This window comes from Pseudomonas indica NBRC 103045 (assembly GCF_002091635.1).
Taxonomy (GTDB): domain Bacteria; phylum Pseudomonadota; class Gammaproteobacteria; order Pseudomonadales; family Pseudomonadaceae; genus Pseudomonas_M; species Pseudomonas_M indica.
The window spans coordinates 270,555-296,280 of record NZ_BDAC01000005.1 but is presented as its reverse complement, the minus strand read 5'-3'; the positions used below and the strand labels follow the sequence as shown (position 1 = coordinate 296,280).

15 protein-coding genes are annotated in these 25,726 nt (G+C 65.6%); 3 read left to right on the top strand and 12 right to left on the bottom strand.

What is annotated here, in order from left to right:
- Nucleotides 1-7: 7 nt before the first annotated feature.
- The 3 genes from PIN01S_RS08935 to PIN01S_RS08925 form a co-directional block, all read right to left on the bottom strand.
- A complete protein-coding gene (locus tag PIN01S_RS08935; protein WP_084335310.1) occupies nucleotides 8-6,307 on the bottom strand; it encodes a two-partner secretion domain-containing protein in 6,300 nt (2,099 codons plus the stop codon).
- Nucleotides 6,308-6,496: 189 nt separating this feature from the next.
- On the bottom strand, nucleotides 6,497-11,401 hold the full coding sequence (locus PIN01S_RS08930) for an AvrE-family type 3 secretion system effector (protein WP_084335309.1): 4,905 nt from the start codon (nucleotides 11,399-11,401) through the stop codon (nucleotides 6,497-6,499).
- Nucleotides 11,402-11,682: 281 nt separating this feature from the next.
- A complete protein-coding gene (locus PIN01S_RS08925; RefSeq protein WP_174604937.1) occupies nucleotides 11,683-13,293 on the bottom strand; it encodes a hypothetical protein in 1,611 nt (536 codons plus the stop codon).
- A gap of 403 nt (nucleotides 13,294-13,696) precedes the next feature.
- Here PIN01S_RS08925 and PIN01S_RS08920 point away from each other — a divergent pair, with 403 nt between their 5' ends.
- The 3 genes from PIN01S_RS08920 (at nucleotide 13,697) to PIN01S_RS08910 (ending at nucleotide 15,689) form a co-directional block, all read left to right on the top strand.
- Nucleotides 13,697-14,143, top strand: coding sequence for a hypothetical protein (locus PIN01S_RS08920; RefSeq protein ID WP_139198622.1), 447 nt, complete (start codon nucleotides 13,697-13,699; stop codon nucleotides 14,141-14,143).
- Nucleotides 14,144-14,220: 77 nt separating this feature from the next.
- Nucleotides 14,221-14,724, top strand: a complete 504-nt coding sequence (locus PIN01S_RS08915) for a CesT family type III secretion system chaperone (protein WP_084335307.1) — start codon at nucleotides 14,221-14,223, stop codon at nucleotides 14,722-14,724.
- Nucleotides 14,721-15,689 carry a YopT-type cysteine protease domain-containing protein gene (locus PIN01S_RS08910; RefSeq protein ID WP_084335306.1) on the top strand — a complete coding sequence of 323 codons (969 nt, stop codon included), beginning with the start codon at nucleotides 14,721-14,723 and terminating at the stop codon, nucleotides 15,687-15,689. The genes PIN01S_RS08915 and PIN01S_RS08910 overlap by 4 nt, the downstream gene beginning before the upstream one ends.
- A 203-nt stretch (nucleotides 15,690-15,892) precedes the next feature.
- On the opposite strand, the gene PIN01S_RS08905 is transcribed toward PIN01S_RS08910, so the two are convergent.
- The 9 genes from PIN01S_RS08905 to PIN01S_RS08865 form a co-directional block, all read right to left on the bottom strand.
- On the bottom strand, nucleotides 15,893-16,939 hold the full coding sequence (locus PIN01S_RS08905) for a lysylphosphatidylglycerol synthase transmembrane domain-containing protein (protein ID WP_084335305.1): 1,047 nt from the start codon (nucleotides 16,937-16,939) through the stop codon (nucleotides 15,893-15,895).
- A complete protein-coding gene (gene clsB, locus PIN01S_RS08900) occupies nucleotides 16,936-18,186 on the bottom strand; it encodes a cardiolipin synthase ClsB (protein ID WP_084335304.1) in 1,251 nt (416 codons plus the stop codon). Before clsB ends, PIN01S_RS08905 begins: the two co-directional genes overlap by 4 nt.
- On the bottom strand, nucleotides 18,183-18,899 hold the full coding sequence (locus PIN01S_RS08895) for an endonuclease/exonuclease/phosphatase family protein (protein ID WP_244506030.1): 717 nt from the start codon (nucleotides 18,897-18,899) through the stop codon (nucleotides 18,183-18,185). The genes clsB and PIN01S_RS08895 overlap by 4 nt, the downstream gene beginning before the upstream one ends.
- 80 nt (nucleotides 18,900-18,979) lie before the next feature.
- The gene (locus tag PIN01S_RS08890) at nucleotides 18,980-19,897 is read right to left on the bottom strand and encodes a DUF72 domain-containing protein (protein ID WP_084335302.1); all 918 of its coding nucleotides are present in this window, start codon (nucleotides 19,895-19,897) and stop codon (nucleotides 18,980-18,982) included.
- Between the two features lie 22 nt (nucleotides 19,898-19,919).
- On the bottom strand, nucleotides 19,920-21,248 hold the full coding sequence (locus PIN01S_RS08885; RefSeq protein WP_084335301.1) for a zinc-dependent alcohol dehydrogenase: 1,329 nt from the start codon (nucleotides 21,246-21,248) through the stop codon (nucleotides 19,920-19,922).
- Between the two features lie 69 nt (nucleotides 21,249-21,317).
- Nucleotides 21,318-21,731, bottom strand: a complete 414-nt coding sequence (locus PIN01S_RS08880; RefSeq protein WP_084335300.1) for a CBS domain-containing protein — start codon at nucleotides 21,729-21,731, stop codon at nucleotides 21,318-21,320.
- Between the two features lie 527 nt (nucleotides 21,732-22,258).
- A complete protein-coding gene (locus tag PIN01S_RS08875; protein WP_425287693.1) occupies nucleotides 22,259-23,071 on the bottom strand; it encodes a PIG-L deacetylase family protein in 813 nt (270 codons plus the stop codon).
- 115 nt (nucleotides 23,072-23,186) lie between these two features.
- Complete coding sequence (gene glgX, locus PIN01S_RS08870; protein ID WP_084335299.1) at nucleotides 23,187-25,355, bottom strand: glycogen debranching protein GlgX; 2,169 nt, start codon at nucleotides 25,353-25,355, stop codon at nucleotides 23,187-23,189.
- A gap of 46 nt (nucleotides 25,356-25,401) precedes the next feature.
- Nucleotides 25,402-25,725 (bottom strand): DUF2934 domain-containing protein, encoded by a 324-nt coding sequence (locus tag PIN01S_RS08865; RefSeq protein ID WP_084335298.1) that lies wholly within the window; start codon nucleotides 25,723-25,725, stop codon nucleotides 25,402-25,404.
- Between the last annotated feature and the right edge of the window lies 1 nt (nucleotide 25,726).

The window sequence follows — 25,726 nt, the reverse complement described above, 5'->3', positions numbered from 1 at the left end:
ATCTGGCCTACCTCGGATTAAACGAGCCCTGCGGCAAACCGGCATTACCACTTAAAGTTGCAGGTGGTTGATAATGCCCAGAATTATTAGTCCACTGAGTTATTGTCCCTCGGCTTGGGCCATCATTATTCCCGAAGCGTATAGAGCCCGCATATTTGACCTCTCCACCACCACTCAACCCAAGGTGGGTTGAAAAGTCCTGATTCACATTTGGCCTGGCAACCCGAACACTTCCGTCCGGCATAGTTACGAAATCATACGACCCTGATGGTGTAATTCTCTTCCCGGTTGAGGTTTGCAACCAGTAGCGACCGGACTCATCCTGTACAAGCGTTCTTATTGGTCGCTGTGCAATAGCAACATCATTAGGCCGCAGGTTAACTAACGTGCCCCGCTCAGTAAGATTTGGAACAGCGCCAGTCGCTTTTGCACCAACCACCCCCGGCTTACTCACCAGCGTCTGGTTAGCCAGCCGGATCTGCTCCGTCAGTTTAGCCTGCGCATTCAGCTTGAACGGAGCCAGTTCCTCCGCTGACGGCGCCTTGCCGGCCAGCAGGCCGTCCAGTTTGTCGGCGACTTTGGTCAGTTCCGTGGGAATCGCGGCACCCGCCTTGCGCATGGCGGCGAAAATACCGGCCAGTTTGGCGGCCTTGGCCGCTGGCCCGAGGGCGTCGAGGATGCCGGGCTCCAGGACCTCTCCGACCGTCGACAGCCCCGACTTTATTTGCCCGGTCGTGTCGATGGCTTGCTGGCGATATTCCCGCCAGCCGGGTGCCAAACGGTCCAGTTCGGCATCGCTCAGTTCGGCGAGGCGGGCCAGTTCGGTTTTGTTGAGCAGTTCCTCTTCCAGCGCAGCCTGGTAGCCGGCCTTCGCCATTTGCTCGGTGATATATGCCTGTTCCTGCGGGTTTTGCCCCAGGCGCGCCATTTCTTCGTGGTACTGGCGTTGGCTCCTGTCGCTGGCGGCCTGTGCCGAGCGCTGGCCCTGTTCGCCCAGGGTGACCCTGACGGCATTGCCGTCCTGCCACTGGCGGGTGGAGAAGTCCTGCTGGAGCACGGCACCGGCGTAGCCGTTCACCTGATCGATGGCCCGCTGGCCAGCGAGGATTTCCTGTTCGATCTGGGCGCAGTTGCCGTTCTGTTCACATTGGGCCAGGCGCTGGCGGTTGGCATCGCTGATCGCCAGGTAGCGGTCGCGGATTTGCTGGCAGTCGCCGCGCTGGTCGCAGCCCTCCAGGTCTTTCACCAAGCCGTCCACGTCCTGATGCCGCAGGTAGTTGTACTGGGTGGCATTCGCTGTCACCGCCGCCGCCGATTCGGCATCGCCTCCGGTCAGAACAGCCGCCAGTACGCCGATCAGTTGCGAGCTGGCCATCAGGTTGGCCACGCCTTGGCGGTATTCCACGCTGTTCGGGTCCTTGCCTTGGGGCAAGAGCTTCTCGCCCAGGTAGTCCACCAGGGCTTCGTTGGCGCCGGCAGCCAGGGCGCCGGTGCGGAAGTCGCCGCCCGAGGCTTCCGCCAGTAGGCCACCGAGGGCCGCATGCAGGATGAGTTTCTGTGGGCTGCCCTTCGGGACATAGTCGCCGATGGCATCCGCGCCGATGGCGCCGGCAATCGCCACCGCGTTGCCGACCGCGGCGTCGCCGAGGTTGTCCTTGAAGCTGCCGCCGTAGACCGCCGTCTTGATGCCCGCATCGACGACCGTCTTCGTCGCCACCTGGCCGACGCTGCTCCAGTTCATGCCGAGTTCGGCCGGGTTGTATTGCACGAGCCCCGCCGTTGCGGCACTGACCACGTACCCCTTCATCGCATTCGAGGAGGTGGCGTCCTTGGCCACTGCGCCGAGATTGCCCCGGTTGTTGATGGTGCTCACCGTGGCTTGGGTGGCCACGCTCACGGTGACGGCTTGCCCCACGGCTCCCAGGCCGGCGGCCATCGGCCCGATGATGGCGGCCATCACGATGGCGATGATCAGCTGCGCCCCGGCACCCAGGCCCGAGTGGCTGTACTTGAACGACTCGTGAATCTCCTTCACCCGCCGCCAGTCCACATCGCCGCGGGCTTCGGCCTGTTTCAGCCAGGCCAGTTGCGGGTCGGCTTTCACCATGGCATCGATGGTCTGGCTGACGGTCTGCTGGTTGACGTGCTTGATGTCGATGCGAATGCCTTCGGCAGCCTTGATGATCAGCGCGCCCTGGGCGATCAGCTCGGATTGGCGCAGGGTCTCGTCGGTGTTGCCCTTGCCCTTCGTCGCGTTCCAGGCCCAGCTGCTCTTGCTCTTCTCGTGGACTTGTTGCTCGCTGTCCTTCACGCCTTCGAAGGCGATGGCGCTGCCGCTGTCCAGGGTCAGGTCGGCACCGCTTTGCAGGTGGGTGGCTTGGTAGGTCTGGTCGCCTTCGCTGGCGAGGGTGAGGTCGTCGCCGCTGACGATCTCGCTGCCGACCTGGGTGGTGCGGGTGACTTGGTCCTTGCGCGACGCCTTGCTGCCCCAGGCGCCTTTTTTCTTCTTTTCGTCGAGGCGGTGGTCGAGGTTTTCCGCCGCCAGCAGGCCGAGGTCGTTGCCAGCGTAGAGGTAGGCCTCGCCGCCCGCCTTGAGCTTGCTGGCCACCAGGGTCATGTCGCCTTCGGCGCTCAGCAGCAGGTCGCCGTCGGCTTCGATTGCCGCCGCCTGCTGGCGAACGGTGACGTTCTCCTTGTTGATCTTCTTGCCATTGCCCTTGTAGCGGTATTCGCGGCTGCTTTCGTTCGCCGCAGCGGCGATGGCCATGTCACCACCCGCCTCGAGTTGCACGTCACCACCGGCTTTCACCTTGCTGGCGATCACCGCCAGATCGCGACCGGCCTCGGCTGTCAGATCCCCACCCACCTGCACGTCGCTGCCGTACTGGGTGACGGTCGAGCGGTTCCAGTAGTGGCGCTTGTCCTTGCGCATCAGGCCGTCTTCGGCCTGGGCGGCGGCGATGACGAGGTCGCGACCGGCGCTGAGCCCGGCGTTGTCGCCTGCGCTGAGGGCGCCGCCGAGGTTGAGCAGGTCGCGGCCGGCCGAGAGGTGCAGGCCGTTGTCCGCTTCGATGCGCGCGGCACTGTCCACTACGCTGGTGGTCTGGCTGAAGTGTTTGCCGCTGCGTTGCTCGCGGGCGATGGTGCGTTCGTTGACGATGTCGCCGGTCAGGGCGATGGCCGATACGTCGCGCCCGGCGATGATGCCGCCCTGGGCGTTGCGGATGCTGTCGGTAGCCAGCAGTTGCAGGCGTTCGTCGGCCTGCATCAGGCCGCTGTTGCCGAGGTTCTGCCCGGTGATGTCCAGATTGCGGCGGGCGCGCAGGGTGCCGCTGTTCTGCAACTCGCTGCCGCTGATCAGGGCCACGTCCCGGCCTTGGATCAAGGCACCGGTGGGCGCCAGGCGTCCCTTGGCCTGGGCCAGGTAGAGCACCGGGACCAGCACCTTCTGGCCGAGCACTTCACGCTCTTCCAGCCAGACGATGTCATGGGTCAGGGCCGCCACCTGCTCGGCGGTAAGGGTGATCCCCACGCTGAGGTTGAGCGCCTCCTTGCTGGCGATGGCGTTGTCCATCAGGTAGCGGAACATCGCCTCGTCGGAGGTCAGCCCATCGAGGAAACGCTTGCCGGTGCGGGCGACCACCGCCTGCTGAATCAGCCGTTGTTCGTAGAGGCCGTCGCCCAGGCGTTTCCAGGCGGCGTCGCTGTCGTAGCCGAGCCGGTCGAGCAAGTAATCGCTGTTGACGAAGGCGCGCAGCCGGGTCAGCGCCGGATGGGTTTCGATCAGGTAGGGATGGCCGGGCGTCCGGTTGACCCGGAACAGGCCGTTCGGGCCCTGCGGCAGGCCGAGGTCCGCTTCGGCGGCCTGCTGGCGGGTGTCGGGTGGCAACTGGGCGTTGAGGACCGCCAGCAACGGCGCGTCGGGGTTCGCCGAGGGGGCTTGCTGGCTCAGTACCGAGGCGTTGCTGATCGACTGGCTGGCCTGGATGCCGACATCGCCGCCGGCCTGGATGATCGCCGGAGCGGCGCTGTCGGTGGCGGTCCGGGTCTCGAGGTCGCTGACCAGATCCCAACGGTCGAGCGCCGTCGGCACCGCCTTGGGCAAGGGGAGGGCGTTGTAGGGATCGATGACGCCCTCGCGGAAACGCTCGTCGGTCCCGTCGGTGACGCGGCCGGTGTTGAAGCGGCGGATGCGCTGACTGCTGCCGGTGGCGGCGCCGGTGTTTTCCAGGGTGCTGGCGGTGATGGCGATGTCGCCGCTGGCGCTGAGGCTGCTGTAGCGGTTGACGACCTCGCCGGCCTGGATCGCCAGATTGCCTCCGCTGTGGAGGCGTGCCGCGGGCGAGTCCTGGTCCGGGTCAACGACAATGTCGAAGGCTTCGGTCGCCACGTAGTCGACGTTGTGGTGATCGCCGCTGCAGTCGTGGCAGACCACGCTGATATGGCCGGCGGTCTGGTTCTGCCGGGTGGCGAACTGTTCCTTGCGGTTGATCAGCGAGGTAGCCCGCAGGCGCATGTCACCGACGGATTCGATGCTGCCGGAGCGGTTCTCGATCAGGCTGGCGAAGCTGCCGGCCGCATCCCTGGCGATGCTCAGGCTGCCCAGGCTGTACACATCGGCGTTCAGGTTGGTGAAACGGTCGGTCAGCAGGTGCATGTCGCCACCGCTGACGAGCAGGCCATTCTCGTTGTGCACGGTGGGCGCTTGGGCTTGCAAGGCCCCGGCGACGCTGATCACGCCCCGGTTGGCGAGCTCTGTGCCGATGCGGAAATCCGCCGCCGCGCCGGTTTCCAGCGTGCCGTCGGCGTTGTCGAAACCCTGGTCGGTGACGAAGACGTTGGTGCCGCGCTCGCCCAGCGCCCGCAGGGTGCCCTGGGCATTGGTGAGATGACCGGCGTGCAGGGCCAGGGTGGTGTCGGATTCGATCAGCCCGGCGTCGTTGCTCAAGGCATTGGCGAGGGTGAAGTCGACCGCCTGCGCCGCCACCTTGCCGTTGCGGTTGTCCAGGCTGCCGGCATCCACGTTCAGTGCCCCGCCGCTGAACACCTGACCCTGCCGGTTATCCAATGCGCCACCGTTCAGCGTGGCACCACCCTGGCCGCTCAAGGTCCCGCCCTGGTTGTCCAGGGTCTGCGTACCCGTCACCGTCAGTTGCCGGCTGGCGATCACCGTGCCGCTGTTGCGCACGCTCTGGCCGCTGAGGCTGACATCGCCTTGGGCGTTGCGCGTGTTGTCCGGGTTGACGCCCGCTTCGATCACGCCTTGGTTGGTCACCTGGGCGCCGTCCAGGCTCACCGTCTCGCCCGCCGCCAGGCTCTTGCGGTTGACGACCTCACCCTCGGCCTCGACCGAAGCGGTGCGACCGGCGTAGGCGGTGTCGGTCAGCTCGATCTTCTCGGCTTCGAGATGCAGGTCCCGGCTGGCCGCCGCCCGCGCCAGGGTCAACTGGCCGCTCGCGAGGTCGATATGGATATCCCCACCGCTGGCGGCCATATCGCCAGCCAGTTTTACCCCCACCCCGGCCTCGGTACCGACCAGGCGGATCGCCCCGGCATACATGCCGCCCAAGGCCGAGCTGTCGATGGCCAGGGCCGGTTTGTCGCTGCCGTCGTCGGCCTTGGCAGTGACGCGGAGGTCGCTGGCCTTGACCTCGTTGCGCCCGGTGATGACGTTGAGCTGCTGGGCGTGCAGCTCGGCGTTGAGCCTGGCGCTTCGGGTGATCAGGTCGAACTGGTCGATGTTGCTGGCGTTGAGGCCGGCGCCTTCGATGACGATCTCACCGCCGTCGACGCTGAAGCGGTCCAGTCGACCGTTCTCGACCACCGGTTTGCCGGTGCTGAAGGTAACCCGCGGCGTATTGAGAAAACCGCAGCCATCGCAGCGAATGCCGTGAGGGTTGGCAACGATGACATGGGCGGACTTGCCCGCCACTTCGGTGTAGCCCTTGAGCTGGCTGGGGTTGCCGCCGGTGACTTCGTTGAGGATCAGCCCCGCCGCCTGACCCTGGAGGTTCGCGTTGCCGAGGATGATGCCGCCGAGCTGGGTGCTTTGCGTGGCGCTGGTGGCGTTGTTGAGGATCAGGCCCTGCTGGCCGACGTTCAATTCCGAGAATTTGTTGTGCGAGAGGCCGTTGCCGTTGGGCTTGGCGATGTTGACCACCGGCACGCCGTTGCCCGCCTGGGTCAGCGTGGCGCCGCCGCCCGTCGCCACCGCCAGGTCCGCCGCGGTGACGACGAGGGGGTTGAGGAACAGTACGCCGCTGAGAATCAGGGCGATGGTCTGGAAGAAGGGGCTGCGGACGTCCATGTGGGCGCTCTTCTGGAATCGACGGGCGCGGGATTCTCGGAAGGGCGGGTGGGTAAAACAAGCGCAAAGAGCTACTAGAGGATGGGTGTTTCTGTTTTTGCTGGCGATCTCTCGGACGATTAGTGAGCCGATACAAAAAAGCCTCGCCGGGATGTTCCAGCGAGGCTTCACAGAGAGCAAAGGTGCCCCTCACGGCCGCCGCAAATCGAACCCTTCGCGCTTCATGGCGGCGATACCTTCCTGGGTGGGTTCGTCGTAATGCGCGATGTCGCCGTCCAGGGTGTAGCCCTTGGGGGTGTTCTGGTCGCGGCCGAAGTCGAAGATGACCCGACCCAGGCAGCGCACCAGATTCAGCGAGGTTTCGCTGTTGTAGGAGACTAAGGGCAGGGGGGAGGTGAAGCCTTCGCGTTTGTCCACGGTCTGGAACAGGAAGATCGCCTTCAGGCGCAGGTTGGCGCGGTCCTGCAGCTTGGCGATGAGTTGGTCTTCGGTCAGGGTGCCGTCCCGGCTGCCGCGTTCGATTTCGGCCTTGACCGCGTCCTTCAACTCGAGGCGGACGCGGGCGGTTGTGCCGGGCGTGTCCTGCAGGTGCTTGATCAGGTTTTCCAGCTTCGGGTCGTTCGCCATGAGCCCGGCGATGTATTCGGCATTGCTCTGCACATGGTTGGGGTTGAGCCCGGCGCTCAGGCGGGTCAGCAGGCTCATCTTGTCCAGGCGGCCGAGATCGGTGTAGGTGCTGTCGAAATAGGCTTCGCCCAGCAGACTGTGGCCGGCGAGGGTGGCGACATGCTTGTCGGCCAGGGCGCGCAAGGAGCGCAGAGCGGCGTACTGGTCGTCGTTCTCCGGTTCCCGGCCGGCGAAGCGTTCGCCCATGCGCTCCAGCCGGCGGCCGAGGTCGCGCTCCGTGGCCATTTCCTTGAGCGCCGCCGCGGAGGCCTTGTCGCGAAAGGCCTTGCCCAGGGTGGCGGCGGCCTTGGCCACGTCGGCTTCGGTGATCGGTTCCACGGCCTTGAAAAGGAATTTGTAGCGCTTGGTCGTACGCGTCTCCATCGTTGCGCTGACGGAATTATCCAGGCCACCGCGTGCCTGCTGGAATTCCCCGTCCGGCGCAGTATGCGAGCCGATCAGGTGGGCCTGTGGTAGATGCAGGGCCGCGCGGAACTGGTTGAAGAAGCGTGGCCGGTTCAGGCTGCCTTCCTCCCGTTGGAATGCTCCGCTGCTGGCCTGCCGGTGCTGGCTGTAGTTGATCAGGTTCAGGCTCAGCTCGGCGCCCCCCTGCATGCGGAAGAGAGCATCCAGGGGCGACTGGCTTTCCGCCATGTTGACCCCGTACCCGACGTTCGCGGAGGCGCTGACATCCAGGTCGACGCTGAAGCGATAGCCGTGCTGCACTTCATGTTCCACACCGCGGCGCATCAGCTCGTACGGGTTGAGGGTGCCCTCGACCAGGCTGTCGACGAAGGCGTCGATCTCGCCGGGCGCCAGCATGAAGGTCAGGGCATCCTGGGTAGAGCCGCTGACGCTGGCGCGCAGACTGGCATCCAGCGGGAAACTCAGGCTGGCCTCGCGTTCGGGGCCGACACCATGGCTACGGCCCAGGGTTCGGTCGCGTATGCCGAAACCGACACTGCCCGAGCCGCCGCCCTGGCGGACGAAGGTCACCAGGAAGCGCTCTTCCTTGGTGAACTTGTGGTCTTCCATCTGGAAGGTAAGGCTGTAGCCGCGGTTGGCTCCGAGGCTTCCGCTGGGATAGGTGACGACGCCGCCAGGTCCCGTGGTCGGGGTGCTCAGCCGGCCCCCGTAGCCGCGCTGGACGTGCAGTTCGTGATAGCCCTCGATTTCCTTGAGCGCGGCCTTCAAGCCCTTGGCCATGTCCGCCGAGTCGCCGCCGAAGGCGCCGCGCAGGTTGATGTGCACGGCGTGGTCGGTCTTGCGGAACGCCTTGAGGAATGCCTTCACCGCGTCATAGTTGGCCTCCAGGCTGTCATGGCTGCGAAAGCCCATGTCGGTGACCACCTTGAGCGGGTGCTCGTGGTAGTGCTGGTCGCGCAGGGCCGAGAGTGCCTTGCTCGATTCTTCCAGCGGAGCGTCTTCCAGCCGGTCGACCAGGGCATTCAGTTCGTGCAGGGTCGCGATATCCAGCGCCAGGCGTGCCTTGAGCAGGGCGCTGTCGTCACCCGGATCGCGACGGCGGCCAAGGGGCATTTCGCTCTTGCGGTAGGAGAGCAGGGCACCTTGCCCGGTGAAGCGGTCGAGCAGTTCGACGGCGCGCGCGTCTGTCGGCGCCACGCGGGCGAGGGCGTCACGCAGCAGGGGCGCCAAGTCGGCGCCGGCGCTGTAAGGGTCGAGTTTCTGCCGCAGGGCGCCGAGTCGCGGCGGTTTGAAGTCTTCCCGGGGTTCGCCGTGCATGTTGAGAACCCCCACGGCTTGGCCCAGGGCCACGGCATGCTTGTCGCAACTGCGTTGCAGCTCGGTCTGGAAGGCTTCCAGCGCCGCCTTCAGCGGTGCACCGGCGGTATCCAGATCGAGCCCGGCGATGCGGGCCTTCAGGTCCTGGCCGGCGGCCGGAGTCGTTTTGTCGGCCAATGATTTCAGTTGCTCGAACAGCGTGCTTTCCGCCTCGTAGATCGGGCTCAAGCCTTCGCGGCCCTGCCAGCGGTGCTGCAGGTTGTAGCCGAGGTTTTTCAGCGGGCGCGGGGTTTCCAGGGTCGGCTTGAAGACGTGGGCGCGGATGAATTCGCCAGTACCGGAGCGGTATTTGTATTCCGCGCTGTTGCGGCCCGCCCGGTTGACCGATGCCTTGACCGTGGCTCCACCCAGTTTCCAGGTCCTGCTGTCGTCGCGGACGCGCTCGAACAGCGACTTGAGCGCCTGCGGCGGCGACAGGTCGGAGGGCTGGTGGGGATGCCAGCCGAGGCTGGCGTCATGCCGAAGCTCTTCGGCGCCTTCCGCTCCCCGGAGACTGGCGAGCAGGCGGTTGCCGGGGCCCGTGCGGATCGTTTGCAGCGGCTGCTCGTCGGGCAGCTCGCAGGGTTGCCAGGCCGCAGGCTCCCGCTGCTCCGCTTCGGCTGCCTGCCAGTCGGCACGCGGCAAGCTGAAGAGCCGGCCGCTTTGGGTCAGGGCATAGAGGGTCTGCTTCTCGTCGAGGGCAAGGGACTGGATCTCTTCGTCGAGCCCGGTCCGAGGGATTTCCCCGTCGGGCCGGGTGGGGTGGTGCAGCTCCAGCCGGCCGTCGCGGCCCAGGGTGACGAACAACTTTTCATTGACCAGGGCGACGTCGCGCAGGCCGCTTGCGGCGGGCAGCGTGCGTCCGCCGGCGACCTTGATGTTCTGGCCGATGGGGGCGAGGGAATGCTGCCCGTCATGGAGGAAGCGCCCTACGCTGAGCGTCACGTCCAGCTTCTGCAATTTGCCGCTCTTGAGGATATACGGCTTGCCGTCCAGGCCCTGTTGCAGCCGCTCCACTCCTTTGACGCCAGTGCTGGCCCAGGTGTTGGCGGTGGCGTCCCAGCGCAGCAGCTCGCCGCCCTCCAGGGCGACGTGGCCGAGGCGGCCCAGATTGAGGGTATTCGCCTGGGCGGGTTGCGGCTCGGGCAGCCCGCGGCGGTTATCCAGCACCAGTGCATCGGTGAGGTTCCAGCCGCCTTTCGCCGGTTGGTCGATCAGGTTCACCGGCTGGCTGTGCAACTGCCCCTGGGCATCCTTGACCAAGACATTCAAGTGGGCCTGGTCGTCCTGCATGAAGCCCTCGGCGAAGGTGGTGCGCCCCAGCGCCTGGCCGTTCGGGATCGCCTCGGCGTCAGGCTGGAGATCCAGAGGACCGTTGGCCGAAGGGGTGTCGGCGCTGTATAGCCGCCCTTCGTTGTCGATCAGGAACAGACGGCCGTCGGCAATGCCGATGCGGGTCGCCTCGGCATTGCCGCCATCGAGGCGCAAGGCGTGTTCATGGTGGCTGTCGACCAGGCCGAGTTGCAGGCGGACCTGTCCGTCCACGGCTGCCAGACCCGCCTGGATGCTGTCGGCCTGGTCCGGCCTGACCAGCCGGACGCTCTGCGCAGCGCCTTTGCCGCAGAGCAGCGCGGCGGTGCCATCGGCGGCGACGGAGAAGGCCACGGCGCCACGCGCTGCCAGCGGCATGCTCGGCTGGGATGCGCTCAGGTTCACCAGGTGATCGCCGTGCAGCGCATACAGATGGCCGTCCGCCTGTAGCGAGAGCTGCTTGAACGGTGTGCCGTCGTTGGCGGGGTGGAGGGCCCAGGCCTGTTCTTCGATATCGAAGCGGTAGAGCTTGCCGTCGTGCAGGCGCAGTCGCTGGGCGGCCGTGTCTTCGTGGATACCGGTGAGTTGGGCGAGATGGGATCGCCCGCCGATGTCCAGGTCGTTCAGGCTGCGCTCTTCGCCACCGTTCTTCGGGCGGGCCCGCACTTGGATGCTGTCGCCGTCTTCCTCGCGCTGCAGGTGGTACTCGGCCACGCCGCCGGGGCACAGGGCATCGAGGTCGCGCTTGGCGTCGTTGGGTCGGCTGCTGCGCAGCACCACGATGGCGGCGGGTGTCTGCCGCAGGTGCAGCAGGGTGCCCTGCCGGTCCATCAGTAACTGGTCGCCGTCCGGCTCGCCATGGTGAGCGAGGTAGGTTTTCGATGCCTGGCCCAGCGTGGCCTGGAGCAGATGCCGCAGGCCCGTGGGTGTGTTGTCGCCGATCACCAGCCGTCCGTGCGGGCCCAGGCTCATTTCCAGGGATGTGGTGGCGTGGCGCGAGGGGTCGTGGGACAACAGGCGTTCGATATTCAGGCCCTGGAAGCGCCGACCGGGAAGACGCGCCAGCTCCATCTCCGGCGATGCCGGAGCGGGGCGTAACAGTGGCCGGTGGCTCGACTCCGGGCTGGTACCGGTCGACTGAGCCTGCAGCGGTTCGGCCTCGAGGCGTTGACGAGGCGCCAGCAGCCGGCCGATGCGCTTTCCCAGCTCGAGGAGCGAGAGTCCGCCCGCTTGCTGCGTCGCTGCCAAGGGTCGTTGATTAATGGTGTCGCTGCCTTCCAGGCGTAAGGCTGTGGCGTGCGCTGGGGTGGCGTGCTCGGAACCGGAAACCTGCATACATGCTCTCCATCGAATACTACTCGGGGCTGTCGTTCCCCAGGCGAAGGCGTAGGAATGACGCGACTCAAAAGGGGCGCCGAAAATTCTGCTGGAGATTTGTGACAAACAATCGAGAGGGGCGAGAAGAGTTACGGATCGGCCCGGGCACCCGAGGTCTGCATCGGGCTTCCGGGCCGTTGAAAAATATCGGAGTTGCACCCTGGGCAGCCATCTGCCGCAGATGGGCTGCCCGTGGTGCGGAAGGACGGGCCTTGTCCTGTTCGCCTAAGCCTGGCGGGTTACACGTTACGCTCAGCATTGTTCAGCGGTGGGGAGGATTCTGTCTGTACCATCTCTATTTCACCCTGGCCGCTGGTGGAAGGCTGGCCAGTATCGACCGTGGTCGGCGGCTCTTCCGTCACTCTCTCCAGTTGGTTCTGGTTCTGGTTGTGGGTGGCGGCGATGGGTTGACCGTTGTCGGCAGCGCCCTGTGGGGCAAGCCGTCCTTCCTCCAGGTCCCGCAGAGCGGTGTCGTCGGTGGGTAGCGGCTGGGAACCGGACGGGCGGCCATGCAGATAGTTGGCGGCCTGACCGAGCAGCGAGGACGCTTTCTCCTGCAGGTAATTGGCCGCTTTATCGGCAGCCGGACCGGTCATGATCGAGGCCCCGGCCCATGCGGCGAAAACCGGCCCGCCGAGAGCGGCATTCACGCCTTGGCTGATTGCTTCGACGGCGGGTTCGCCAAGGCCGGCGTCGGTCGCCGTCTTTTTGGCTGCGGCTTGTGCCACGGACACGGCGGCAAAACCGCCACCGAGCATGCCGACGTTCTCCATCAGGGCGCTGGCGGTGAAGACCTTGCGGGTCGCTTCGAGGCTGTCGGTGGCGATGTCCACGGGAAGCTGCGCCAGCCGCTTGCCGGCATTGATCAGCGGGTCCCGCAGCGGGTTGACCTCTTTCAGCGCCGTGTACTGCGCTTCCCAATCCTGGCGGCCGAGCAGGTATTCCGGGCCGTTGCGGTGATAATGCTCGTCTATGCCCTGCTGTATCAGTGCGGAGGCCCCCCCCGCTACCACGCTGCCGGACGCAGAGATCCAGGAGTCGGTGTTCTTGACGTTGGCGTTGTGTTCTGCCTTGGCTGTGCGGTCCGCCGCTTCGGCTGGAGTTTCGTTCTCTTTCTTGTCGGGGACGTTCGTCATCGTCAGGCCGGCCAAGCCGGTGCGCAGGATGTTGCGCAGCGTAAAGGTCTGCAGGTTCGCGCTCGCCTCGAGGGTGGACCGCAGTTGGCTGGGTTCGCGAGCCTTGGCGGCATCGGCCATCACCGGCTCCAGTTCCTCGGGCTTGGCGGTCAGCCATTGGGTATCGCTGGTAGCCCGTTTCAACATGCCAACCCCGACGGTATTCGCCATGCCTGCTATCGTTCCGGCGGCCAGGCCGACCATGGCCGGTCCGGCAAAGGGGGCGAGTATCGCCGGCACGGTGTCGAGCAGGCGCGAGGCGGCACCGAACGGTACGGAATTAAGCGCTCCCACCGCCCCCCGTGACACACGATCCAGCTTCTGCCCCTTGGCCAGCGTGGCTTCGACGCTTTCCGGCGTTTCCCCCATCTCGTTCAGGCGAATCGCCCGTTGGTCGATGAGTTGCTTGAATGCCTCCCGGTTCTGTTCGGTGATGTGCGGCTCGAACAGTTTGTTCAGCTTTTCGCGCAGGGCGACGGCGTTCGGTGAATGCTCCGGATCATGAACCCCCACGGCGACATTTACCCATCGGGTCGATTCGGCATGGGTCGCTCCAGTGCTGGACGGAGTATGTGATCGGCCGGATATCTCTCCTGCATCGGGGTCGTGATCGGAACGGAAGGACTGTCCCAAGAGGGAGGCCATGGAATGGTAGCTTGCATCGTTTACGTTCATGCCGAACTCCGGAACGTTCGTTCAAAAATACCCAGAGTCCAAGCCTCGTCGATTGGAGTCCGAGCCCATTGCTGCTTTGGTTCAGTGGAAAAAAATGGGAGCTGGTTCCCATGGCAAGTGACGATGAGGCCGCGTTCAGGCGCGCTCCCGGCGCCTGTAACCATCGGCTGGATACGAAGTAGCGTTCTCAAAGGTGACGTGCGATCGAGCCCGTACCCGGCGGGCGTTCGCGAACACACGCATCCAGGTCGATGCTGAAGCGGTAGCCATGCGGCAGCTCATGCTCCGCCGTGTGAATCAACTCATGGGAGCGATACGTAGCAACGCATCGAACTCTTGTTGACCGCTTGCCACTCAGTCGGGGCGGTAGGAAGCCGCGACCGACAATTGACCGGAGTACTACATGAATGACCCACGATCAGGCAGGGAAGTGTCATGCCCAACCCTGCATATCCACGCCGTAACGGCTCCGGATGAGCCAAGTACGTCGATAGCATCGACGTCCTGGGCGTTGCGCCTGGAGCAGCCGGCGATCCGGCCGCCGATGACAGTGTCCGGCCTGCTGGTCTTGGGCATGCCCGCTGCGCAGCCGCCCTTGCTGCCTCCTTTCGGTGGCTATCGACCGGAGCCCATCGCGCTGTTGCACCAATCCCAGCCGCTGCCGTTTCTCCAAGGGCTGATCGGACATACCTGCAAGCGAAATCCGCATGAGCGGAGCCGGCCGCTGTCGATGCTGGAGCCGGTGCAGTCCGAGCTCGAGGTCCAGCAACGACAGTTCGCCCTTTGCATGAAGAGCTATCGAAAAGCCATGAAGCAGCTGCGCAAGGCTGCCAAAGGCCTCACGTACTGAAGCCGCACCCAGGTGCAGCCATCCCATCGAGCGGACCGGGTCCGACAAGTCCGAGGCCCGATTTCCAAGGAGAAGCCATGACTTCCATACAGGCGGAAGAAACTATCAACCGTTGGCTGATACGTTGCGGCGTGACGGCCGTGAACGGGCGCGTGCTGGACGCGCAGGGCTGTTGCAGCGTCGCGCTGGAGGACGGGCAGGAGGTGCTGGTGATGCTGCCGGCGAACCAGACCTGCGTGTATTTCTACGGCCTGGTCGGTGAACTCGACCTGAGCCGCGACAACGGCGTACTGACCCTGGCGATGACACTCAACCTCGACCCGGCTTATACGCGAGGGGCGGCGCTGGGGTTCGACCCGGAGCGGCGCCAACTGCTGCTGCGCGCCGTCCATCCGCTGGAGCAGGCGCGGGACGACGAGCTGGACCGCGTGCTGCGCAACTTCGGTGAGCTGGTCCGGCAACTCAGGGATTACGTCGAACGCTACCGCCACCAGGCACCGGCCAGCGCCACGCCAAGAACGGCGCGGGAGGGTGGCTCGTTGAATTCACTGGTTCTGGCGGCAGGTGGGCGATTGGCATGATCGGCTCCGTTCAGAACCGGGGCGTTGTCGACATCGCTGCCGGGCCGCAGCAGGAAGCGGCACTCTCCCTGACGCGCTCGGGCCAACCAGCCATGCGGCCACCCATGGCGCATAGGGGCTTGGTCGAGCTCGACCGGCACTTGGCGTCTCCGTTGCCGCTGCCTCCGCCTGGCCGCTTCGAGCCTCGGCCGGTAGCGCACGGACCCGCCAATCACCCGTTGCCGTCGTTTCTGGCCAATGCCGGCGGGCCGGGCCGGACGAAAGGCCTGCCGGGAGACGATGCGCTGACCGAAGATTTCCGTGATCTCGCCGAGCGGAACGGTTGCACGGTAACCACCGCGTTCAGCCAGACCACCACCCGGAAAGCCATTCTTGGCAGCATTCCCGGAGCAGCGGAAATGATCCCGGAGAAGCTGCAGAACAAGGGGCTGTGCTATGGGCTGTCGCTGAACTGGCTGAAGAACGCCGGGGAGGGCAGGAACGATGCGCATTTCTTCCAGGCGTTACCGGCCTGGAGCGAGGACTCCCTGTTCCTTCGTTGCCTCGGCCTGGAGATCGAGCAGGATCGGATGTTGCCCCACGGCGATGAAGCGACGTTCCTGCACATGCTGTCGTTCGTCGGGCTGCATTCTGCGACGCCCGAGCGGCCGTTCACGGAGTTGTCATGGCATTCCGATCGGGCGTTCGCACGGCAACTGAACGACAGAATGATGCCGGGTCAGGAGCAATTTTTCGTGTTGCTTACGGACCAGCACGTCATGGGCTTGCGCAAGGATGCTTCCGAGCGGCTGCATTTCTTCGACCCGAACCTGGGAGTGGTGGCTGCCGACCGGGCCGGTGCCTTGGTACAGGTGATCCAGGAGACGCTGGAAGCGGCGCCGGAATACTGGTCGGAAGGCAATAGCCAGCGGCCCTTGAGTCTGTGCGAAGTCCGGTCGATGGCCAATCGCCGACAGCCTGGCTGAACCGGGGTGGCGGTCGGCTTTGGGACGAATTCGTTCGCTCGAGCCTGGCCTCGCCGGGCGAATTTCGTCCCTATGGACTGGCTTTCCGTAGGAGCCAGCTCTGCTGGCGAAACTTTTTGTGTGGGGACTTTCATCGCGAGCAGAGCTCGCTCCTACACAAAAATGGTGTCCGGCTGAGCTTTCGTAGGAGCGACTTCATCGCCCTAGGGGAGTGGTGGCTTGGCCATGCTCCGCTTGGGTGCTGGTCGTTCGGGGTTGGTGGGTGGTTTATCCGTCGTCCGCTTGTCGCGATTCATCTGGCGCAGGCGCTTGGCGCGAAATTCCAGGACCAGGTACACCAGCGTCGCCACCAGCAGCGGCGCGAGGAAGTAGAGCGCGCGATAGCCGATCAGGCCGGCCAGCAGGCTGCCTTTGGATATCTGGTGCTGGAGCAGCGTGACGAACACCGCCTCCAGCACGCCGAGGCCGGCCGGGACGTGGGTGATGACCCCGGCGATGCTGCTGATCAGCAGTACGCCGAGCACCTCGGCATAGCTCACCCGGTTCATCAGCAGGATGTAGATCACCAGCCCCATCAGTGCCCAGTTGATGGCGCCCAGGGCCATTTGCGTGCTGGCCAGCCAGAGCGAGGGCAGGCGGATTTCGTGGCCACGGACGTGCCAACTGCGCCGCCGCGAGAAACCGCAGAGCAGCAGGTAGCCGATGGTCACGGCCAGCAGGGCGAGCCCCAGCAGGCGCAGGGTACCGCGGCCGATGGCCCAGCTATCGGGCAGTTCGATGGGGCCGAAGGCGAAGAGCACGCCGCCGAGCATCAGGTAGCCCAGCCAGTTGGTCATCAGGCTGAGGCTGTAGACCTTGGTGATCTCGGCGTTGCTCAGCCCCAGCCGCGCATAGAGGCGGTAGCGCAGGGCGAGCCCGCCGACCCAGGCGCTGAGGTTGAGATTGAAGGCATAGCAGACGAACGTCACCGGCATGATCTGCCAGGCCGGCAAGTGGTGTTTCGCGTAGGCGCGACCGAGCAGGTCGAAGCTGCTGTAGGCCAGGTAGCTGGCCAGGCAGGCAGCGGCCGCCAGCAGCAGCGTACTGGCCCGGTAGTCACGGAGGGTGGCCAGTACTTCATTCCAGTCGACGTTCTTGCCGAGCATTACCAAGAGCACGATGAGTAGGATGAAGAAGGCCACGGTGAGCAGACGCTTCACCAGGGGCCACCAGCGCTTCCGCTGCGTTGTCGGGGGTTCCGGTCGATTCATTGATGGCCTCGCTGCAGGCGCGTGGCATCGTCCTCGTCGATGCTGTCCACGTGGGGTTGCAGTTGCGCCAGCGTCGGGCTGTGCGCCGGCAGCCAGCCCACCCAGGACGGGAAGTGGCGGAGGAAGTGGAAGATCAGGAAGATCAGCGGTGCCCGCCAGAAGTAGCCGCGCACGATCCGCTCCAGGGCGATGTGCTTGCAGTCGCTGGCCATCAGCGCTTCGAGGTGCTCATAGAGCTGGCGGTTGATCTCCGTGTCGCGGATCACCAGGTTCGATTCCAGGTTCAGCGACAGGCTCAGCGGGTCGAGGTTGCTCGAACCGACGGTCACCCACTCGTGGTCGGCCAGCGCCACCTTGCCGTGCAACGGCCGGCGGCAGTATTCGTAGATTTCCACGCCGTCGCGCAGCAGGTAGTTGTAGAGCATGCGCGCGCCGAACTTGGCGATCGGCATGTCCGGCTGGCCCTGGAGGATCAGCTTGACCTTCACCCCGCGCCGCGCCGCGTTGCGGATTTCCCGCAGCAGGCGGTAGCCGGGGAAGAAATAGGCATTGGCGATCACCAGCCGGCGGCGCGCGTTGCGGATGGCGTCGAGGTAATGCTCCTCGATGTCGTTCTGGTGCTCCTCGTTGTCACGGGTGACGAACAGCGCGCGTACGTTGCCGATGCCCTCGATATGTGGTGCTTCGGTATTCTCGACGGCCTCGATGCGCCGCTGCCACCAGTGCCGGGGCGGGCTCGGCGGCGCCACCGTGGCGAGGGCGAAGCGGTGGATGTCGTCCACCACCGGGCCGACGATCTCCAGGGCGTAGTCCTGCTTGGCCTCCGGACCATAGTCGGCCAGATGGTCGGCCGAGAAGTTGAGGCCGCCGACGAAGGCCAGCTTGCCATCCACCACCACCAGCTTGCGGTGCAGCCGGCGGAACACGTTGGTGCGCATGCCCAGCGTCTTCGGCTTGGGATCGAACATCTGGATGTGCACGCCGACCCGCGTCATAGCGGCGATGAACTCGCTGCCGAGGTCGGCCGAGCCGTAGCCGTCCACCGTCACTTCCACCCGCACGCCACGCTCGGCGGCGGCGATCAGCTCGCGCTGCAAGGCCTGGCCGACCTTGTCCTCGAAGAGGATGAAGGTCTCGATCAGGACCTCCTTCTCGGCCTGACTGATCGCCTCGAACACGCGGGGAAAGAACGCTTCGCCGTTTTCCAGGAGTTGAAGCCGGTTGCCATCCTTCCAGGTGAATTTCATAGCTGGATCTCCACGGCCAGGGGGGCATGGTCCGACAGGTGCGACCAGGGTCGCGCCGACAGGATTTGCGGATCGCGGCTGCGCGCGTTGCGCACGTACACCCGGTCCAGGCGTAGCACCGGCCAGCGGGCGGGGAAACTCTTGGCGACCTTGCCATGGGCTACCGCGAAGGCCTCGTGCAGCCCGGCGCAGCGGTCGAGGATCGCGGTGGCGCGCAGGCGCCAGTCGTTGAAGTCGCCGGCCACCACTACCGGCGCCTGCGGCGGCAGCGAGTCGAGCAGCTCGCAGAGCAGGTGCAACTGCTGCTCGCGGTGCACCTCGCGCAGGCCCAGGTGCACGCAGATGGCGTGGAACTCGTCCTGCCCCGGCACTTGCAGCACGCAGTGCAGCAGCCCACGGCGTTCGGGGCCGCTGATGGACACGTCGAGGTTGTCGTAGCGCAGGATGGGAAATTTCGACAGCAGCGCGTTGCCGTGGTCGCCGTCCGGATAGACCGCGTTGCGTCCGTAGGCGAAGTCCGTCCACATGCTGTCGGCGAGGAATTCGTACTGCGGCGTGCTCGGCCAATTGGGGAAGCGCAGGGCATGCCGCTGGTGGGTGCCGAGCACTTCCTGGAGGAACACGATGTCGGCATGAGTGGTGCGCACCGCATCGCGCAGCTCATGGAGGATGAAGCGGCGGTTGAAGAAGGTGAATCCCTTATGGGTATTCATCGTCAGGACCTTCAGCGAATGCACGGCGCTGGCGAGGTGGGCGTCCAGCTCCGCGCTGACGATGCCGGGATGATCCGAAGTCACAGCAGGGCTCCTTCCAGTTCGCCGGGTGTGGTTTCCAGGGACCCGTCCAGTCCAAGTCGTTCCAGCAACTGGCGCGCATCGAAGGGGGCGCGCACCTTGACATCGTTGTCGAAGTAGCAGAACACCGCCCGCGAGCGGCGCGGCTGCGGCTTGCGCTGGGTGATCAGGCGCGCGTCCGACGGCTGCGAGCCGTGGCTCCAGCGGCGGATGCGCCGGCTCCAGTTGTCCAGCGCCTCGGGGGTATAGCCGCTGGTGTAGAGCACTTCGTCGCCGTGCAGGCGGATGTAGACGAAGTCGCTGGTCAGGTCTTCGTAATAGGGCCAGCGGCCGGCGGTATCGGCGACCACCAGGGCGACCCGGTATTCGCGCAGCAGGGCGACGAAGGCCGGATCGACGAAGCTCGGGTTGCGAATCTCCACCGCGTGGCGCAGCCGGCGTTTCTGGTCGATTTCCAGATACTGGCGGCCTTCCATCCGCTCCTCGCAGCCGCGTGCGCAGGCAAGGGCTTCCTCGGTGTCCTGCGGCAGCAGGCGCAAGAAGGCTTCGAACTGCGCCGGGTCGAAGGCGAAGCTCGGCGGGAACTGCCAGAGGATCGGGCCGAGCTTCTGGCGCAGGCGCAGCACGCCGGAGGCGAGGAAGTTGGCGATGGGCTTCTCCACGTCGTCCAGCCGGCGGATATGGGTGATGTAGCGGGGCGCCTTGACGCTGAAGACGAAGTCGTCCGGCGTGTCCTCGTACCAGTCGGCGTAGCGTTCCGGGGTCTGCAACGCGTAGAACGAGCCGTTGATCTCGATGCTGTTCACCGCCCGGGAGGCGAACTGCAACTCGTTCTTCTGCGCCAGCCCCTCGGGGTAGAACACGCCCCGCCACGGGGCGTAGCGCCAGCCGGATATGCCTATGCGGATGTCTCCCATCGCCCGCTGCCCTCCTGGCGGCTCAAGAACGGCGCGGAGCCGCCACCGAGACCGGATCGCTGGCCGGGAAGGATTCCTCGATGCCTTCGTCGAGCAGTTTTTCCTCGTCCAGCCGTTCCTCGTCGCCCTTGCCCGTCGCCACCTGCATCTGCGGGTGCAGCTCCACCTTGATCCAGCCGTTCTCGCGACGGTCGAAGGCCTGGAAGGCGGCGATCGCGTCGTTCATCGGCTTGATCTGGGTGAGCACCGTGGCTGGGTCGAAGCGTCGCGCCAGGATCAGTTCGATCAGCCGCGGGATGTACTTGCGGTGATGACAGTTGCCCATGTTGATGGTGAGGTTCTTGTTCATCGCCACACCGATGGGAAAAGTCCGCGCCGTCGGCGGGTAGACGCCGATGATCGACAGGGTGCCGGCCTTGGCCAGGCCCTTGACCGCCCATTCCAGCACCTGGCTGGGACCGTCGCCCGGATGCCAGTTCTCGCCCAGCGGGCGGGAAACCGGCGCCGATTCGGCGACCTCGCCACGGAAGTGGCGCGTGTCCGTGTGCTCGGCGGCAGCGCCGCAATGGGCATGCTCGGCATCGATACCCACCGCATCGATGGCGCGGTCCACGCCGATGCCGCCGGTCAGCCGCAGCAGTGTTTCCACCGGGTCCTCGCGCTCGAAGTCGATCGTCTCGGCGCCTTGCTGGCGGGCCATCTTCAGGCGGTCCGGGTACTTGTCGATGGCGAACACCCGGCCGGCTCCGAGCAGCTTGGCGCTGGCGATGGCGAACTGGCCGACCGGCCCGCAGCCGAACACGGCCACCGTGTCGCCGCTCGTGACCTCGGCCATCTCCGCGCCGAAGTAGCCGGTGGGGAAGATGTCCGAAAGCAGGATCGCCTGGTCGTCGCTGATCTCGCTGGGCAGCTTGACCAGGCCGATGTTGGCGAAGGGAATGCGTGCCTTCTCCGCTTGCAGGCCGTGGAACGGCCCGGTGGTGGATGGGCCTCCGTAGAAGGCCGTGCCGGCCTCCTTGCCGTTCGGGTTGGCCACGTCGCACTGGGCGAAGTAACCGGCGCGGCAATAGGCGCAGTTGCCGCAGGCGATGGTGGAGGGGATCACCACGCGGTCGCCGATCTGCAGGTTGCGCACGTCGGGGCCGAGCTCTTCGACGATGCCGACACCCTCGTGGCCGAGAATGGTGCCCTTGCGCATGCCACTCACGGTGCCGCGGACGAAGTGCAGGTCGGTACCGCAGATAGCCGAGGCGGTCAGCCGGACGATGGCATCGGTGGGGGCCTCGATGCGCGGTTCGGGCACGTCGTCGAGGCGGATATCGCCGATGTCATGGAATACAACCGCTTTCATGAATACCTCCCGGAAGGCTGTCGGTCGGCTGGCTGTGTCCGGACGCTCCGCGCCCGGACAAACCCTTCCTCAATGTGCCTGGGCCACGCCGCGCAGGACCGTCGCGCTCGCCTGGGTACTGCGGGCGGCGGAAATGTTGCCCAGCGAGACCACGCCGACCAGGCGCTTCTCGCGGTTCATCACCGGCAGGCGGCGGACCTGGATGTCGGCCATGTTTTCCGCCACGTGCTGGATGTCTTCGTCCTCGAAGCAGTAACGGATGTTCGGGCTCATCACCCGACGGATCGGGGTGTCGCTGCCGAGCCCTTCGGCCACCGCGCGCAAGGCGATGTCGCGGTCGGTGACCATGCCGACCAGGCGGTCGTTGTCTTCGACCAGCAAGGCGCCGGTGTCGATTTGCGCCATCAGCCCGGCCGCTTCGCGAACGCTCTGTTCGGGACGGACGGTCTGGACGTTGCGGGTCATGATTTCGCTGATTTTCATGGCGTGCTCCTCTGCTTCTGTGGGTGGAAGGCTGGAGGCCCGGACCCTGCCGATGGTCGCACGTGCCGGCCTGCGTGCCGGCTCCTGCGAATCGTCAGGTCCTGAAAGGCGGCCAGTCGCGGCGCCGTCCGGCAGCCGATGAAGCCAGTGTCCGCTACGCACCCGGCGGCCAAGCCGACCGCGACGCGCATTCATCGCCTGCTCGAAAAGCAGCGCATATACATTCGGACTGACGCAGGCCAGAGCGGTTCATCTTTTTTGGCGGGGAGGGGATGAAGCGTGAGGGGGTGAGAGGGGAGGCGTGAGGAGCGGGAGGGATTCCGGGCTACGGTCCGGGATTCCTCCTACGGAAATGGGTGGTCTTTTCGTAGGAGCCAGCTCTGCTGGCGAAGCTTTTGCGGGGGCCCAATAGCGAGCAGAGCTCGCTCCTACAAATGGCCTGGGTTTATGTGTAGGGGCGAATTCATTCGCCCAGACCCGGCCTCGTCGGGCGAATTAATTCGCCCCTACGGGAGGTGGTTACTGCATCACCCCTGAAACACTACCTCGAACGGTTGCAGTAGGCGCTCCAGCACATGAGGGCCGAGGGTCGGGGGGATGCCGGCGTCGGGGTCGCCGAGCAGTTGGCTGGCGTGGGCCTGCACCGCGTGGCGCTTGCGGGCCAGGGTCCAGATATCCAGGGGAATCTTGCGTGCGCGATCCCAGGGGATGCGCGAGTCTTCCGGGCCGGCCCAGTGCCAGGTCCAGATGGGGATTTCGTGCAGTTGCGCGCCGACCAGATGGGTGGCCGCCACGGCGGCGCGGCCGACGGCTTCGTGATCGGGATGGCCATCGTGGCGCCAGGGGGTGAAGACCACGTCGTCCTCGCGCAGGTAGCGCATCAGGAAGGCGGCGAGTTCGTCCTCGTGCTCGCTGACCGCACCATCCGGAAAACCGCCGCGAATCCATTTCAGGCGGCCGAACATCAGGCCCAGGCGGCGCAGCGATTCCGCGCTCTCCTGCGGGCGGATGGCGCTCAGCCGGGCTGGCGTCCAGCGCTTGGAGCCCGGGTGGCTGGCACTGCCGTCGGTGACCGAGATGAGTTGCAGCGGGCGCTTGAGCTGGGTCAGCAACTGCAGCAGTCCCCCGCAGCCCAGTACCTCGTCATCCGGATGCGGGGCGATGATTACGGCCCGCGCCTGGCCCGGCACCAGCTCCTCCACGTCGATCAGGGGCAGGCGCGCCAGATGGCGCGAATTCTTCCAGGCCGACAGGGGCGTGCCCTGGCCGCGCAGGAGATCCAGCTCCAGAAGTCGGACAATGCGGCTTTCGCGACTTCGAGGGGGTGAGGCCAGGATCATCGGGTCAACCTCCTAGGAACAGCATGCTCATTTACAACGTGTAAAGTCGTATGCGACCCCAGTCGCTCGTTCGCCTGCCTTGCAATCCGTCATGGCTTGCACGATTTGACAGGCGCTAGGGGGCGTCGTTGCGTACCAGCTCGAACAGCAGCAGGGAGCGCCCGGTGACGCCGAAATCCTCGTCGAACGGATAGTGCTCCGCCGTGCAGTCGCCCTGCGTCTGGTTGGTGTCCACCAGACACATCCAGTGCGAACCTTCTGGCACCGCCGGGAGGCGGAAGTTCACCAGATCGTAATGAGCGTTCACGATCAGCAGCAGGGTGACGTCGGAGCCCGCGCGGCGGATGCCGGTGGGCTGGGCGCGGCCGTCCATGAGCATGCCGAGGCAACGGCCGTGGGGGTCTTCCCATTGCTCGACGGTCATTTCCTCGCCATTGGGGGCCAGCCAGGTGACGTCCTTGACGCCCAGTTCCTCGTTGTAGGCGCCGACCAGGAAGCGGCCGCGGCGGAGGATGGGGTAGGAGAGGCGCAGCTTGATCGCCTTGCGCACGAAGGCGAGCAGCGACTTGCCTTCCTCGTCGAGATTCCAGTCCACCCAGCCGATCTCGCTGTCCTGGCAGTAGGCGTTGTTGTTGCCGTGCTGGGTGCGGGAAAACTCGTCGCCGGCCACCAGCATCGGCGTGCCCTGGGAGAACAGCAGGGTGGCCATGAAGTTGCGCATCTGGCGCAGGCGCAGGGCGCGGATTTCCGGATCGTCGGTGGGGCCTTCGACACCATGGTTCCAGGACAGGTTGTTGTCGCTGCCGTCCTGGTTGTTCTCGTCGTTGGCTTCGTTGTGCTTGTGGTTGTAGGACACCAGGTCGCGCAGGGTGAAGCCGTCGTGGGCGGTGATGAAGTTGACCGAGGCGAACGGCCGCCGTCCGCGCTGGTTGTACATGTCGCCGGAGGCGGTGAGGCGCCGGGCGAAGTCGGCCAGTTGATCCTCGTCGCCCTTCCAGAAGGCGCGCACGGTATCGCGGAAACGGTCGTTCCATTCCATCCAGCCGGGCGGGAAGCCCCCGACCTGGTAGCCGCCGGGGCCACAGTCCCAGGGCTCGGCGATCAGCTTGACCTGGCTCAGCACCGGGTCCTGGCGACAGGCCACGAGGAAGCCGTGGCGCTCGTCGAAGCCGGTCGGCTCGCGGCCGAGAATGGTCGCCAGGTCGAAGCGGAAGCCGTCCACGTGCATCTCGGTGACCCAGTAGCGCAGCGAGTCGGTGACCATCTGCAGCACGCACGGGTGGCTGAGGTCGAGGGTGTTGCCGGTCCCGGAGTCGTTGATGTAGTAGCGCCGCTCGTCCGGGTTCAGGCGGTAGTAGGTGGCGTTGTCGATGCCGCGCATGCTCAGGGTCGGGCCGCGCTCGTTGCCTTCGGCGGTGTGGTTGTAGACCACGTCGAGGATGACTTCGAGGCCGGCGTCGTGCAGGTGCGCGACCATCTCGCGGAACTCGTTGATATGTCCGCTGGAGAGGTAGCGCGGGTGCGGCGCGAAGAAGCCGATGGTGTTGTAGCCCCAGTAGTTGTGCATGCCTTTTTCCAGCAGGTGCTGGTCGTCGACGAAGGCATGGATGGGCAGCAGCTCCAGCGAGGAGACCCCGAGCTTGCGCAGGTATTCCACCACCTCGTTGGTCATCAGCCCGGCGAAGGTGCCGCGCTTGTTCTCCGGCACGGCCGGGTGGCGCATGGTGTAGCCGCGCACGTGGGTCTCGTAGAGGATGGTGCGCTCCCAGGGCACCCGCACCGGGCGGTCGCGGCCCCAGGTGAAGGCGGGGTCGATGACCTTGCTCTTGGGCACATAGCGTGCGCTGTCGCGGGTATCGAAGCTGAGGTCGGCATCCTTGTGGCCGATGGTGAAGCCGAACAGCGACTCGGACCAGCGCAGTTCGCCCACCAGTTGCTTGGCGTAGGGGTCGATGAGCAGCTTGTTGGGGTTGAAGCGATGCCCGGCGTCCGGTTCGTAGGGGCCATGCACGCGGTAGCCGTAGATCTGTCCCGGATGGGCGTCGGGCAGGTAGCCGTGCCAGATCTCGTTGGTGTATTCCGGCAGTTCGATGCGCTCCAGTTCGACTTCGCCCTTGTCGTCGAACAGGCACAACTCCACCTTGGTGGCATGGGCGGAGAACAGCGCGAAGTTGACGCCGAGGCCGTCCCAGGTCGCCCCCAGCGGAAACGGCAGCCCCTCGCGGATACGGGACGTCGTCTTCACCTGCGGGGCGTGCGGGTTGCTTTTGCGGTGGGTGTTCATGTCGTCTCCTCTCCAGGGGAACTGCCGGATCGTTCCTTGGGCGGGCTCAGCTCGCCGGCTTGGGCGCGCGCGGCGTGCGCGGTTTCTTCACTGGCGTGGCGGCGTCGGCCGATTTGGCTGGTTTGGTTGTAGTGGTGGCCTTGGTCGCACGGGTGGTCTTGGCCGTGGCGGGCGTGGGGGTGGTCGTGGTGGCGGCTTTCGGTTTGCTCACCCGGCGCACCTTGCCGGCCGGCTGTTCCGCCGGCCGCGACTCGGCTTCGGCGAGTTTGCGGGCCATCTCCCAGTGGCGGGCGTCCTGGCCATGCGGCCGGCCTTCGGATTCCCAGATCTGATAGGCGAATTCACGAATGCGCTGCTCGTCTGCGGTCATT